The sequence below is a fragment of the Kaistella sp. CFF1-2 genome, assembly GCF_059509915.1.
On record NZ_JCAKLF010000001.1, the window covers coordinates 990,621 to 1,005,778 of the forward strand.

A 15,158-nucleotide genomic window follows, 5' to 3' on the forward strand; every position below is an offset into this window, starting at 1 on the left:
TTTCTATAAATTAAAGTTTAATCCAATTTGTCCTCTGATTCCGGAATAAGAAAGATTTTCCAATCTGTCTTTAGTTCCATGATAATATCGGTTGGGTTCGTTGAAAATATTATTGAGTTCCAGGAAAATGCGAAGACGCTTTGTAAAACTGTATGATGCTGAAAAATCTATAGTGAAATTTTTATCAAAATGCTGATAATGTTCTGGACCCGCTGCACTTCTAACTTCACTTACATAAGATCCTTTGTAGTTACCTGCAATACGCCCCATAAATTTGCTGGTCTCATAAAACAGAATCGCATTGAAAATATGTTTCGCCTGATTAGGGATTGTAGTTTTCATCGTCCCAACTTGCGTCCCTTTTTCATAGATGGGCATATCCATATTGGAATCTATAAAACTATAATTTCCTTCAACCCCAAAATTTTGCAGAAATCCAGGTAGTGAGTCAAATCGTTTTGAAACTCCTAATTCTACTCCGAATAAAGTAGCATTTTCTAGATTTCTTGGGGTAGAAAAAGTATAGGGAGTACCATTAACCTGAACGATAGATTGATCCATATAGATAATATCCGAAATCGACTTGTAGAATACACCTCCGGAAATCATATCCAATTTCCCGAAATAATGCTCAAACATCAAGTCAAAATTATTGGAAAAAGTAGGTTTCAGCTTTGTATTTCCCTGTGAAATAGTTTGAGCCAAATCGTTTATAATAGTTCCCGGATTGAGGTAATTGAAATCTGGTCTTGCAAAGGAACGGGTGTATGCCGCGCGGAGAATAGTGTTGTTATGAATATTCCATTTTGCATTTATCATCGGCAGAGAAGCATTATAAGTATTACTTTCTTCAATATCTTCAACGGCAGAACCTTGGCTGTTGGAGGTTACCTTTTTTCCTTTGAACGTAATATCGTTATACTCATTTCGGATTCCTCCCAAAACCTGAAATTTATCTGAGAATTTGATTGTAGCCATCGCGTACGCTGCCCAAACATTTTCTGTTCCTGTATAAGAACTTGCTATATTAGATGCCGTATTATTACCTTGTACCTGTATTAGATTAAGACTTTCCTGGACATCAGGATTGTAAAACTGATCAATCTGCCAGTTGGTAATTTGGTTAATGAGAACGCTATTGTAAGGATTATTTAGTGCATTCATAAAACCACCATTCAACGGGAAACCTTCCGTCTGATACTGATTGAGATAAGTATGAGTAGCCCCCGGGATTCCCAAACCTGCTGCAGGCATCCATACCATTGTTTTAGCATTGATTTCTTTCTCTTTGTTCAAAACTTTAGTTCCAAACTTAAATTCCAATTTTTCGTTGGTTTTGTATTTAACATCTACATTTGCCCGTAAATCGGTCTCATCATTTTTATTTTGAGAAAGGATAACCTGATTCAGGCGAAGTTTGGCAGGATCTAAAGCGGCTTCATTATGAGGAAGAATCATGTCGTAGGCATCTCCTACTCCGTCTGGGGAATCTATGCTTAAATATTTTCTCCCTTCGGAAAGATTTCCATAAGTCATTGGTTGGATAAAGTTCACGATAGGATACCCTCTTCCGTCTTTATCAAGATTTTCGGGAGAATTAAATTTGAATGAAGATCTGGATTTTGATGCTGACCAATCCATTTCCCATTTGTTTATTTTATGAATACCACCTAATTGGAAAGAGAATAAATCTGTTAAGTAATCTGCATGTCGTGCCTGTAAATTCAGCGTTTTTGCATCAAAATTAAAATAGGTTTCCCGTACTGTCTGTTGGTCGAGATATTGGTTGTACAATCCTTTGAAATAAATCTTATTGTTTTTGTTAAATTCATAATCCAATCCGAGATTGAATCCTAAAGTTCTTCTATCAGCAACATAGTCTCTGAGTTGAAGCTGGTTCAGGGAATAAGATGCTCTTTTATCTTCCAGTGCATAATTATAAATTCCTCGCACTTGATCCAAAGCACTGGAACGATTCCAAATTACTGCTGAAGAAATGAATTTCAGTTTATCGGTTATTTTATTTCCATAAACAACTGATGCATTGTAAGTTGGAGATTGCGACATATTCACATATCCCCCTCCCAAACTTGCGGACAACACCTCTTTGTTTGGCGAAGAGCGGGTGATGAAATCTATGCTCCCACCAATAGCATCTCCGTCCAGATCAGGTGTTAAAGACTTTGACAATCGTACATACTGAATCAATTCCGAAGGGAAAATATCAAACTGAATCCCGCGATTTGCGTTATCTCCACTCGCACTTGGCATTCTGTTTCCGTTCAAGGTAGAAGATGTCCACTGAATAGGAGTCCCTCTTACCGCCACGAATCTCCCTTCTCCCATATCTCTTTCAATAGAAACACCTTGCATTCGCTGTACTGCGTCTGCGGCATTACGGTCAGGGAGTTTTCCGATGGCATCTGCAGACAAAACTTCGGTAATAGTGTTCGAGTTTTTTTTCATTGTCAATGCTCTTGCCTGTGAACCTTTGTAAACACTGGTAATGACAACACCATCTATAGTTTTTGTTTTACTGGCTCCTAAAAGTTGGATGATACCGATGTTTACAGGCTGCTTATTTTCAACCGTAAAACTGTGGGTTGTATTATCATATCCCGTATATTCTATTTCCAGAATATAATTTCCATCAGGAATGCCTGCAAAAGAAAAACCACCATCGACGTCAGACGTAGTTTCATATTTTGTGTTTTGAATGAACACTTTTGCATTGGGAATGTTTCCCTGCTGGTCTGTAATAATTCCGTTTACAGAAGTCTGTGCAAAAGCAAATGTTCCTAGGAATAAACATGTAAGACCAGAAATCAATAGTTTTTGACGATTCATAATAGATATTTTAAAAATTTCTGTATCAAAAGTCTATTAATTGCAAATAAAAAAAGTTCGGATAAACTTATGCGAACTACAACCCTGTTTCATTATTTACAAAATCCTGATTTACAGCAATCTAAACACATTAACAAAAGGTTAATTTTAAATTTAAAAATAAAATATGAAGAAAATCATGATCAAAAAAAGTTCTAATAAGTTTAAAAAAACATATTAAAATTCAAAAAATGCCTCTACTTGATCGAAATTTTAAAATAAATTGGTGGGAATGAAAATTTAATCTGAATAATAAAAATACGATCATATAAATATAAATCGTTGAACTCATAATTTTTAAAACCTATGAGGTTTAGATAAAATTTATCCGTTCTTAAGACTTTAAAGAAGCTTTATATTCTGTAGGGGATATTCCGAATTCTTGTTTGAAATATTTATAGAATGTAGATTTTGATTTGAAACCACAATCGTATGCTGTATCTATAATATGACTATCCGGGTTGCTGTCCAATTTTTTTTTAAAATGCTCTACCCTTTTCTTATTGGTATAATTATGAAAATTAGTTTCCATGTAGGTATTGAAGGTCATGGTGAGCTTATTTTTATTAACAGCAATGGTTTCTGATAGTTTATCTAACGTAAAATCATCATTCAGATATTCATCTGATTTTTCATAGAATTTTTCAATTTTTGTACAAAAATCTTCATACTGAGTGCTTTTTATACTTACATTATCATATTTAGGTTTTTTTGTCACCAAAACCTCTTGGGTCTGCACAATATTTTTCCCTTCTATATTTTTTCTTAGATACAGAAAATTGACGTACAGAATCCATCCAAAATGTACTAAGAAAATATAACTGTAAACCTGTCTAACATTTTCGTTTCCATATCCCAAAACATACAAAAAATAATAAGTAATTACGGTTGTGATAATGAATATGAGAAAATAGAGATATGTTTTTCGAAACGGTAATAACTCTTCTTTAGCCTTATAATTTACAAGAATATAAATAGAGATTCCTAAAAACAGAATCCAATAGTAAATGTAATAATTAAAAATTTTGGAATATGCAGAAATGATTTCCTTACTCGAAAGCCATTCGTGAATTCCGAAAACAGACAATACATTTAATACAAATATTGCGCAGAATGGAATCAGGAGATATTTAATGTATTTTTTCCATCTTAAACCTGTGATGAGACAGGAAACATATAGTAAAATAATGCCCTTCAGCAAACGAAAACTACTAGGAATACTGGTGAAAATTTCGATATTCCTAAAGTGATTTATGAAATAGTATTCGTAAACAAAATCTAATAATACTATGGTAACATATAAATTGAGATAATGAAGAAAATAAACGTTTTTTCTGTTAATAAAAATCAACAAAATTAGGGTGATTAGAGCTTGGAATATAACACCGGCAAATACGAACTGCATGGTTTAGTATATCAATCACAAATATACTTTATTTATCATTTTTTATATATTAAATTTGTGTTACTCCGAATATCATCCTAAATGCCAATAAAGAATATAGATGAGAAAACAACCTAATTTTTTAATTCATGATCTAGCTAATTCCCAGAATCAAAATTCATTTTGGGGATTTTATTTTCAAAGATAAAATTTTAACCTGTTAGGTTCTTATATGCTTATTTTTCGAAAATTGAAGAATGAAAAAATCTCCGTCCGAAAAATTATACAACTTTTAGTTAAGCAAAAGACCATACCTTTTTTCTTTACTCAGAAACCAATCATAAGGAATTTTATTTTCCCTATTTTAATTGCTCTATTTACAAGATAAATATCTTTGCTTTTTTCGGAAATGGAAAAGTAGATTTCAATTCCCGTATCTTTTATTCTCCCATACTTTGTATGAATCAGAATTGAAATCAATATCTTTTTTTTCTGATTTTCTGACTTTTTATAGAACCACAGATAATGAATTTTGGTGCTTTCCACGAAGATGAGCGTCTCTTTCTGACTTTCAATCCGGATTTCTTTTTTTGGACTGGTTTTTCATCGTTCAAAAGTTTAAAAGTTTATAAGTTAATAAAAATAATGCTTAGGTAAAAAAGAAACTGACTTACATCAACTTCAACAAAAATATTAACTCTTATGAAAAATTTACATTCTTATTTTCTTATTGAAAATAGCCCTCATTTTTCGGATGGGAACCGACATTTTTGTTCTGAGCATTACGCTTCTTGTGCGGTAATTATGCGTGCATTTTTTTAGTTCCGAGAGCAAAACCTGGTAATAATCATAAGTTCCCTGAAGCTCAATGACGTTTTTTCTAATGATTTCATCATCATCTTCGGTAATGGTTACATTGCCGTATATATCGTAATATTTCTTATAATGCTCGAAAACTTTTATTAAATCTTCGTGCTCCTTATTATCAATTTTCTTCATAACATTCGATGATCGATTTTCAATAAAACTCTTCTTCATTCCCTCTCTAATTAATGTTTTGCAATGCTTTCTTCAGTAGGGTTTCGTCGGGGTTTCCCAAATCCGAAACCGGTAGAGTCTGAAATTCATCTACCGAAATCGCAGGCGAAATTCCGTTATTGTAATTCCCTTCATTATTTGAATTGAACAATTTGTAAATCATCGGATGAATCTGCCACGATATTTTCACAGGATTTCTCTTATCCTCAATATCCCAACCCGACATATCTTTTCCCATTGTTTTGGTTCCGATTTGAACGACCTCCATATACGGTTTAAGATTGTTAATTACGATCTCCGAAGCAGAAGCCGTACTTTCTGTTGTCAAAACATACACTTTATGCAATCCTAAATTTCGGGTAAATAAGGAATTGAAATTCTGCGAACCTGTATCATAAGCGATTTGCTGGGAAAATGACAGTTTTACTTCACCACCGTTTTTGTTTCCTTTGTAAATGATGAACGGCGAATCGCCTGAAATTCCTGACGGAATCATCGCACAGAGTGCGGCTGAAACCGCTACCTGACCACCATAATTGTAACGCAGATCAAGGATTAAATTTGAAATTCCTGCGGCTTTAAATTCTGCAAATTTATTTGCTAAGGAAGATGACATTCCGTCCATAAAACTGTAAATGTACAGATAGCCGATTTTCTTTCCGTTCTGTTCAAAAATTTTGGAAACCAAAGGTTGGTCAAACGTAAAACTTTGATAGATCGTAATTTCATTTTCATTTGTGATATTGCCATTTTCCCAGCTTCCAACCATTAATTTCATCGGTGAAATAATGGCAAAAGTTTTTCCATTCTGTTGCAATACCGAATAGTCGAAGCCATACAAACTCCGCACTGTTTTGCTATATGTGGAAGCATCATTTTTATCCAAAATTGAGGAAAACCTATCTTCTGAACTTAATAAACTTTTGAAAAATTTTTGGGTTGGAAGACTGTAATCCGGTTTTTTCGGCATTTGTTCTGCCCAGTAATAATAACGTTTCAGGGAATCCTGAACCCAAAGATTTACAGACTCCGTAGTTCCTTCTGCAAAGTTCGGTCTCGAATCTTCATCATCAATCCTGTTGCAGGAGAATAATGTGAAAGTGCAAAACAAAATCAGCCAGGCTCTTATTAATTCTCTCTTTTTTGTCATTCTGAGTTGGTCAAAAGTCTGATTTACAAATAATCAGCAACATCAATATCGCCTTTTACAACCACGGTTCCGTTTTCTTCTTTTTCCTGAAGAACGATCATATTCACACGGTCGTTGTTGATGTACACCTGTTTCAACGTTGCTTTAATCAGGGATGAACCAAAATAAGGTTCAGTGGTCCCTGGCTTGTACAGTTCCAGATAAACGGATTGGGTATTGCCGAAATTATTATAAATCTGAACGGATGTAAATTCTTTTTTCCCGATCTCTTCAAAGGTGGCGAGAACAACACCATTTTCTCTTTTGAGAACACCTTTTACGTTTTCCAGACTGCTGCCGGAAAACTCGCCCAGATTTGGGAAGATGAACTCATATCCGATTTTACCGAGATTAACGGTAGGTTTCGTTGCCGATGCCTGAAGAAAAATTCCGGGCAGGTTGAAAAAGTTGAGCGTTTTAAAATCGTCCACATTGTCATAAGTGATGTCGAATTTTGCAATTTGTACTCCGGTGTCGTGGTTATAAATTCCGAGAATGTCGGTTTCTCCTTTGTCCAACACAAATTTTATTTGGGTGTTGATATTGTTGGTATAAGAAGTATTTCCACCTATGGTTACGGGTTCACCATTGAGGCGAAGCTGCAAAACATCGGGTTTGGAATATCCTTTAACGTTGATTTCTGCCGGTTTTTGGGCAATATCATAAGGCTGCAAACGTTCATCCGTACAGGAAAACAGTCCAAGACCTACTGCAAATAGTAGTGCTATTTTTTTCATAATGATCTTTACTTTTTTTATTAAAATTTTTATTTTCTACTTCTAATGTTTACGCATAAAAAAACGTGTAAACTTTATTGGTTTACACGTTTTTTATTTTGTTTGAATAAATTTATTCTTCTTTTGCAAGTTTCAGAATTTCGTTGATGAAGTTATCGCTTAACCAAACATTTTTGGCTCTCAATTCCAAAAGCAGAGGTTTTAATTCCGGGATAAAGCCCAGTTGTTTTGCTTTTATGAGAATACCTACCGTTCCCGTAATTTTGAGTCCAGCGTGTTTGGCGTGGTATCTTCCCAAAGTTTCGTCAAGGATGATTAAATCTGCATTTTTCTCAGTAGCCAATACAATGGCTTCCGCTTCACCTTTATCCAAATCCAAGAAATAAGAAAGGGATTCTTCGTTTCTTATTTTTTCGATTTTAATCCATTCTATTTTCGATAAATCCAAATAATACTCTTTGTTTTTTCCGGCTTCGATTTCGTTAAAAACTTCCTGAGGAATTGCAATTTCATTATACAAATCCTTCATAATTTGAAGTTTCCCGATTTTCAGAAGTGAAATAATGGGTGTTGTATTGGAAACGATTCTAAGCATTGTTCAAATCTTCGTTTAAATCTTCAACGCTCAGAAATTCTACATTATATTTCGAGAGCAATTCCAAAAATTCTACTCTTGTGATATGTAAGACTTTGGCAGCCATTCCTGAAGAAATTTTCCCTAATTCAAACAACTTTACAAGAGCCGAAATTTTTATTTCTTTCCCGAAATCGCTTTTGTTCATTCTCATAGAATTAGCCAAAAAATCCGGATATTCCACTGATATTACTCGTGCCATTTTGTTGCTTTTTAATATGACGAATTTACGAAAATTATTTACATTTTACTCTTTCGATTATTTAAGAATGTCTTATTCTGCACCATTTTAGTGCAAAATAGATTCAAAAATGCACTTCGTGAGTGCAATATCTATTTCGTGTAAACCAATAATGTCAATGAACGCCTTTTCCTCCCCCCAGCCCCCTCCAAAGGAGGGGGAGCTTTGGGAAATTAAAACCTACACAGGTTTTCTTTGTACCCGGCAATTAAACCAATAATTGCCGGGCGAATAGTTTGGTGCTGTATGCTGTACGCTTTATGCTTATGGCTTATTGCTTACAGCTACCTACTTCTTCACAACCTTATGGCTGCTTACTTTGCCGTCTGTTTCCACTTTTACAAGGTAAACACCCTTTGAAAGAGAACTCAGATTAAACTGCCCGTTGACAACAGAACTGCTTAAAACCTGCTGTCCTGCTGTATTGTAAACCGAAACATTGGCTTTGCTTACGCCTTTCAAATACAATACATCTTCTACCGGATTTGGGTAAAGTTGGATGTTGTTTTTGTTGGATTCTACAGTTGCCATTGTTCCCAAATCTACTTCTACCAATTTTGTGTAATATGGTGTACTTCCGTTTGTTCCATCAAAAGTTACCAATTTGGTAATAGCGTTAGTAGCAAGATCAAAGCTGAACATTGTGCCGAGTTCCGCAGAACCACCATAGGATGATAAACCGTATAATTTACCGTCGGATGCCTGCATCAATGAGCCTTGAGGATTGCTTCCATTATCGAAATCAAAATCGGCTTTTGTGGCATAAGTACTGGTAGCTGGATCGTATTCAAAAATAAGTCCGCTGCCGCCGTTTCCTCCTGATGCTAAACCATAGAATTTTCCATTGGATGCCATACATAAAGTTCCCATAGGATTTCTGCCGTTAGCTCCGCCAAAGTCCACTTTTTTGGTTAATACCGCTGTTGCAGGATCAAATTCGAACAGGATTCCCGAAGCATTTGCTCCTCCTTCCCGGGTCATTCCGTACAGTTTGCCGGATGCTTCCACAAGGTCTCCATACGGGCGGCTTCCGTTGTCATTGTTGAACTCTATTTTTACCGAGTAAGCCGACGTAGCAGGGGCATACTCAAACAAAACGCCTCTGTTACTGTTGGCATCGCTGCTGAGATAGGTCATCCCATAAAGTTTTCCGTTGGATGCCTGAACCAAACCACCTTGCGGTTCTTTTCCATTTGCTCCGCTAAACGTCACTTTTACAGCATAAGTGTCCGTGGCCGGGTCATATTCAAATAAAGTTCCGTTATTGGATGCTCCGCCTTTGGAAGTCATTCCGTATAATTTCCCGTTGTCCGCCTGCACTACACTTCCAAATGGACTTGAACCGTTAGTACCTGAAAAATTTATTTTTACCGTATAACTTCCCATTACAGGGTTATATTCAAATAATGTCCCGGAATTACTGGCTCCTCCAAGAAAAGTCATACCATAGAGTTTGCCGTTAGATGTCTTTGTCAAACTACCACGAGGGACAAGTCCTTCTGCCAGATTGCCGGCATCAAAATTTTTCTTTATGATGTAAGTTTGAGAACTTATCTCATAACTGAACATCACTCCATAGTTTCCGGAGCCGCCCATACTCGTATGTCCGTAGAATGTTTGGGCATTTGCAAAGCTCAACACAAAGATTGCTCCAGTTAATAGAAATTTTTTCATTTTTTACTTTGTAGATTAAAAACATAAACCCCGAAAGTAACATCCTTTGGGGTTTACGAATAAAAAAAATTACTTCTTAATAAACTTCGTTGTGCTTACTTTGCTGTCTGCTTCTACCGACAGGATATAAACGCCTTTTGGCAATGCACTTACATTAAGTTGCCCGTTGGTAACCGCTTGCTTGCTTACCAACTGTCCGGCAGTACTGTACACCGCTGCATTGGCTTTGCTTACGCCTTTAAGATAAAGTACGTCTGTTGCTGGATTGGGATAAACCGTTACCGATGCTTTGGCTTTTGTATCAGATGCAGCCATATATGAATCTGCGTAGATGCCTATTTCATTAATATTAAGGTTTCCTAACTGATATTGGTCTACAGAAGAACCTGCCCTTTTCAATCCTATGTAAATCTTTTTCCCTGCAAAAGTGGAAATATCCATAATGGTTTGAGAAAATTCATTGGGGTCTGATGCCCAAGGCTCCATATCATTACTCCATAAAACGTAAGGAGAAGCATCAAGGCTCAAAGTTTCAAAATTCGCCAAATCCGGGGATTCTGATATATAAATATCTAAGCTAATCTGATGTTGTCTCGTATCCATTAATCTCCAATCTACTGCTAACTGTATAAGTCCTGAAGCTCCCTCCAAATCAATTTCAGGAGAAATTATCCAGTTATTCTCCAAATCCATATTAGGGACATAAGTATTGTCTAACTTTCCATTGGAATATCTCAATACATCTGCAGTTCCCTCAGTCGTTTGATATGAATTATTAGGGTCGGAATACCAGTTTTTGCCTTGTACCCATTGGTTGCCATTTCCATCCAAATCGTGAAAAGTCCAGTCTGCAACATCAGCTGCCGAATCAAAGCTGTTGATATACACCAATTCCTGTGCTTGCATCATACCAAGACTTAGTACAGCAAACGATAAAATAAATTTTTTCATAATACTAAATTTTAAAATTGTTTTTTCTGTTTCATCTATTTTTCTCCGTTTCTTTTCCTCTGCTTCCGTGGGTGTCGCGATCACCGTTGGGTGCAGAGGGGGTGTTCAGGTTCGGATGCCTGTGGGTTCTGTATTCCGTAGGTTGCACCTACGGTTATTGATATACGTTCCGAGGGTTGTGCCTATGGTTATTCATATTACGAGGGTTGCACCCACGTCCCGTAAGTGCACCTACGGTTATTGATATTCAGCCCCTTCGGGGCTGTGCCGGTGCGCTGCACCTCTGCACAGCAGTGTGCAGGCATCCTGCACACTGCTATACTATACTGATGGTACGTGTTGCACTACGTGCCTCTTTCAATAGCTTGCCTCCGCTGCCACTGAACTGGGTGGTTACCGTAAGTGTGTATTCCCCGGCTGCCAGCCCCGCCGGCAGGAGTATAATTAGTTTGGAAGGATCGTTTACCGCCACCATATCCAGAGGAACGGTGGTTACCGCACCACCTGCCACAGCAGTAAGCGTGATGCCCACCTCCGGCTTATCGCCCTCCACTTTTATTTTGCGACCATACAGGATGTAGTTTCTGCCTGCCGTAGCGGTGCCGTCCACCAATCGGGTAGAGGCATCTTCTCCGCTGATGATATACATCGTGTCGCCTTTTTCGCCCAATATGTTTACAGAGGTTTCTTTAATCCCCTCCCGCAGTTCCTTATCCTGTGTAAAGGAAATGTAGATGCTGTTTTTGCTGCTGTCCCAGGTGCCACCATAGACTACGCCCCGAAATTGTGGCACGGCACGGAACATCCCCGTATTAATGCTGTAGCCGCTCAGCAGGCGGTTTTTCACCACACGGTGGTACAGGTTGACCACGTGTTCTAATGTCTCATTTCGCAATCCTGTATCTTCCTGCTTCATCAGATTCAGGATATCCTGCTGTGTAAGGTTTCCTGCGGATTCCAGAATCAGGATTTTGTCGGTTTTGTCGTCATTGGTTACAGTATTGTCCGCCAACCACGCTTTTAAGGTGTATTTTGCCATATTGTTTTGTTTTTATTTATTTTTCTTTTTTTCCGTGGGCTGCACCCACGGCTATTGATATTACGCCCCTTCGGGGCTTGCTAAAATGTATAGCTTACACTAAGGCTAAATGTCCGTCCATTATAGGCACGGAACGTGATTCTGTCATATTGTTCATCATATTTATCAGTTGCACCCGGAGCCAACTGATACATTTCTCTTGCTGTAGAAAAGGTACTTCCCGTACCTTCTTTGTTTATATAAGAATTAAGGTTATTATAGTATTCTCTTACCCTATTGAACATATTCTTGACATTGAACTTAAATTCCAGATTTTTATCTTTCAGCATTTTGTAAGAAATCTGTGCATCGGCAACGGCGTAAGGTCTTTGGATTTCTTCTCCATTATAAGCATATCCTACGGTGATATACTGGTCGCCTTTGGCATTCCACAAGAAATTCAACCCCAAACGGTCGCCGTCATACGACAATCCCAAGTTATACGCCCAAGGAGTCTGCCCATATAAAGGGCGGCTGACCTCATAGGTTTCATCGGTGTCTTCTGTTTTTTCACGGTCTTTGAAAGCAATGACTTTCGTATCGTTATAGGTGAAATTTCCACTGATAAAAAGGTTTTCGAGGAAAGAATCTTTTACAATAAAACCGAGATTTTTTCTTGCTTCTACCTCAAGACCTTTCAGCTTTGCATTTTTGGAGTTTAGATTATATTGGTAGAGATTCCCCTCCTGAGAAATATATCCCTCCCTTTCAATGGGACGGTCTATGTTTTTGTAATACAATCCTGCGGAAAGAATCTCGCCCAATCCCGGAAACCATTCAAATTTGAAATCGTAATTATCAACCGTAGAAGACGTTAATTCCGTGTTATAAATCAGGGCATTGGACATCGGGTCGAAATACGGAAGCCCTGTTCTTTCATTAAACTGCGGACGAAGCACGGCTTTACCATAAGCCAGTCTCAGATTCATTTTATTGGTTGGGCTGTAGGTAAAATTGGCAGACGGCATCCACTGCCAAGCCTTATCGTTAATCGGTTCTTTTTTTACATAGTGGTTATCGTCTTCATCGACTTGCTGGGAAATCAAATCATATTTGAAATATTCTGCACGCACACCCCACACCAAGCGGAATTTGCTCCCCAAGCGGTTGTCGAACATTATATAAGGAGCGTGTTGGGTTACCTTACCTTCATATTTATTGTTTTTGTAAAGAGGGCGTGTCTGCCAACCGATACCGCCTTGCTCATAATGAGAACCATCGAACCAATCGGCAAGAGAACCATCCATTAACAGATAATTTTTTTCGTTGTTCGGGACATCTCTGTTTTCATCCACTCTCAGAAAGAATTTTTCCTGTTGGTTGGTATTGTTTTTCAGCGCTCCGGCATAGCCAATTTTAATATCGTTTTTAAAATTTTCAGCGTTCAAACTCCATCTAAAAGATGCCCCGAAATTGTAATCGGTTTCTTTGTTTCCAATATATCCTCTCGAAAAATCATTACTGGAATTGTATATTCTATGATATGAATAGATTTCATTACCGTAAATTCCATAGTAACTATTGTTTTGTGTATAATCCTTGGTGTCCGATTCCACATCGGTTCTTGCGGCAAACCAAGCCACCTCGGTATTTCCGATTTTGTGATTTCCCTCCAATTTGTTTTGCAACAAAGTTTGGAAAACTGGATAATCCGTGCTTTGTCGTATCGGCATTGGAAGAGATGATATTTGGGATGCATCGTTATTGGGAACAACTCCGTGATAGAAATAAGCATAGGGGGCTTCCGCTCCTCCAACCGATATATTACTCGAATATTCATCCCAGCCGGTTATCATTGTCAGCGTATTGTCATAAATATGGGTATAAGAGTTACGGAACGAGATTCGGTGTTTGCCCAATTGCAAACCAAAGTTCAGCATTACTGCTGCAGTGGAATTATAAGTGTAAGACGCTCCTTTATTTTTATAGTTGAAAAATGAAACCTCTCCTTTATCATTGATAAGAGAAGCATTATCCATCCATCCTCCTCTTCCCGTATGGTCGATGTCCAATTTATTTTGCTCATTTCTAAGGGTTAAAGCACCGGCAAATCCCCATTTGTTGTTGTTTTTCATCGGGAAACTTTTCCCAAATGCCAACTGCATATTAGAGTTAAAATCCGCCGTTGTTTTAAAGGTAGAAAAGTTGTCTTTAAACTGTTTAGACTGCTCAAAAAACAACGGGTTGTTCCAGTCCATTGGCTCTAATCCTTTCGGGAAATCCCTTGTACCATCATCATATCCGAAATAATCATATTTCCCACGCTGCCGTGTGAGAAATTCTTTAGAGGTAGAAATATCATTGTAAGACGTTCCCATACTCACGGTGATGAAATCTTCATTCGGGATATCTTTGGTTTTTACTTCCACATATCCGCCTGCAAAGCTGGCGTTCATATCGGGGGTGGCGGTTTTGCTCACGACCACACTTTCTACCATTGCCGTCGGGATAATATCAAAAGAGAAATTGTTGTTATACGCCTCCGTACTCGGCAGGTTAATGCCGTCCATTGCAGCGGTATTCCATCGTTCGCCCATAGAACGTACTACTACATATTTGTTGTCGATGGTCGTGATGCCAGTTACTCTTTTCAGGGTTGCACCCACATCACTGTCGGGTGTTTTGGTGATTTGTTCGGCTGAAATACCATCGCTCATCTGGGCAGCTTTTTTTTGCTGTGCTAAAAGTCCAGCTTGGGTATCTGCCTTTCGCAATCCGGTAATCACGACTTCTTTAATGGCGGTTTCTTTTTCAGATGCAGCTTTCAGAGCAAAGGAAACGGTGTTGGTTTCATTATTGGCAATCGTGAGTTTCTCTACCCGTAATGCATTATATTTTTCTGCTTTTATGGTGAGGGTATAAACACCTGAAGGCACATCCAGAGAAAAATCTCCGTTGTTATCGGTAATGGCAGTTTTTCCTGCAACACTGATTACCGCTCCTGCAACGGGTTCGCCAACTTCGTTAACTATTTTTCCGGATAATCTTCCGACACCCTGCTGAAAAGCACTGCGGACAATCATAAAATCTTTTTCTCCTAAGAGTCTGAAAGTAAACCCTGTGCCGGCAAGAGATTTTGAAAGGAGCTCTTCAGGAGATTTTATGTCTCCCGAAATTTCAGAAGCCGTAATATTTTTCAGAAGTTGCTTATTGAAAGCAACGTTTCTGCCTGAATTCTCACCGATTTTCTGAAGCCGATCCGAAAGAGGTTCTGCATTGTAAATCTTAGTCTGTGCGTATGTGGATACGGTAAGGTGACACGCTACAACCAGTACAAGAGGTTTCAGCAGTGCAATATTTATAAATGTTCTTTTCATTGAATTTATTTGAGAGATAATGAATAATG

11 protein-coding genes are annotated in these 15,158 nt (G+C 37.8%); all 11 read right to left on the bottom strand.

From position 1 onward, the window contains the following. Positions 1 to 3: 3 nt before the first annotated feature. Positions 4 to 2,847 (bottom strand): TonB-dependent receptor, encoded by a 2,844-nt coding sequence (locus tag AC5XHR_RS04580; protein WP_495949592.1) that lies wholly within the window; start codon positions 2,845 to 2,847, stop codon positions 4 to 6. A 373-nt stretch (positions 2,848 to 3,220) separates the two neighbouring features. Further along, positions 3,221 to 4,291 carry a helix-turn-helix domain-containing protein gene (locus AC5XHR_RS04585; protein ID WP_495949593.1) on the bottom strand — a complete coding sequence of 357 codons (1,071 nt, stop codon included), beginning with the start codon at positions 4,289 to 4,291 and terminating at the stop codon, positions 3,221 to 3,223. A 690-nt stretch (positions 4,292 to 4,981) separates the two neighbouring features. After that, entirely contained in the window at positions 4,982 to 5,308 is a 327-nt protein-coding gene (locus tag AC5XHR_RS04590; protein ID WP_495949594.1) for a hypothetical protein, read from the bottom strand. 7 nt (positions 5,309 to 5,315) lie between these two features. After that, positions 5,316 to 6,458 carry a S41 family peptidase gene (locus tag AC5XHR_RS04595; protein WP_495949595.1) on the bottom strand — a complete coding sequence of 381 codons (1,143 nt, stop codon included), beginning with the start codon at positions 6,456 to 6,458 and terminating at the stop codon, positions 5,316 to 5,318. Positions 6,459 to 6,481: 23 nt separating this feature from the next. Then, complete coding sequence (locus AC5XHR_RS04600) at positions 6,482 to 7,234, bottom strand: hypothetical protein (protein ID WP_495949596.1); 753 nt, start codon at positions 7,232 to 7,234, stop codon at positions 6,482 to 6,484. Positions 7,235 to 7,346: 112 nt separating this feature from the next. Next, positions 7,347 to 7,829, bottom strand: a complete 483-nt coding sequence (locus AC5XHR_RS04605; protein ID WP_495949597.1) for a PIN domain-containing protein — start codon at positions 7,827 to 7,829, stop codon at positions 7,347 to 7,349. Then, a complete protein-coding gene (locus tag AC5XHR_RS04610; RefSeq protein ID WP_495949598.1) occupies positions 7,822 to 8,070 on the bottom strand; it encodes a UPF0175 family protein in 249 nt (82 codons plus the stop codon). The genes AC5XHR_RS04605 and AC5XHR_RS04610 overlap by 8 nt, the downstream gene beginning before the upstream one ends. Positions 8,071 to 8,397: 327 nt before the next feature. Next, entirely contained in the window at positions 8,398 to 9,783 is a 1,386-nt protein-coding gene (locus AC5XHR_RS04615) for a choice-of-anchor tandem repeat GloVer-containing protein (RefSeq protein WP_495949599.1), read from the bottom strand. A 69-nt stretch (positions 9,784 to 9,852) separates the two neighbouring features. Beyond that, a complete protein-coding gene (locus AC5XHR_RS04620) occupies positions 9,853 to 10,734 on the bottom strand; it encodes a T9SS type A sorting domain-containing protein (RefSeq protein ID WP_495949600.1) in 882 nt (293 codons plus the stop codon). 316 nt (positions 10,735 to 11,050) lie between these two features. After that, positions 11,051 to 11,773: a DNA-binding domain-containing protein gene (locus tag AC5XHR_RS04625; RefSeq protein ID WP_495949601.1), complete on the bottom strand. Its 723-nt coding sequence runs from the start codon at positions 11,771 to 11,773 to the stop codon at positions 11,051 to 11,053. An 80-nt stretch (positions 11,774 to 11,853) separates the two neighbouring features. Then, positions 11,854 to 15,129, bottom strand: a complete 3,276-nt coding sequence (locus AC5XHR_RS04630) for a TonB-dependent receptor (protein ID WP_495949602.1) — start codon at positions 15,127 to 15,129, stop codon at positions 11,854 to 11,856. Positions 15,130 to 15,158 lie beyond the last annotated feature (29 nt).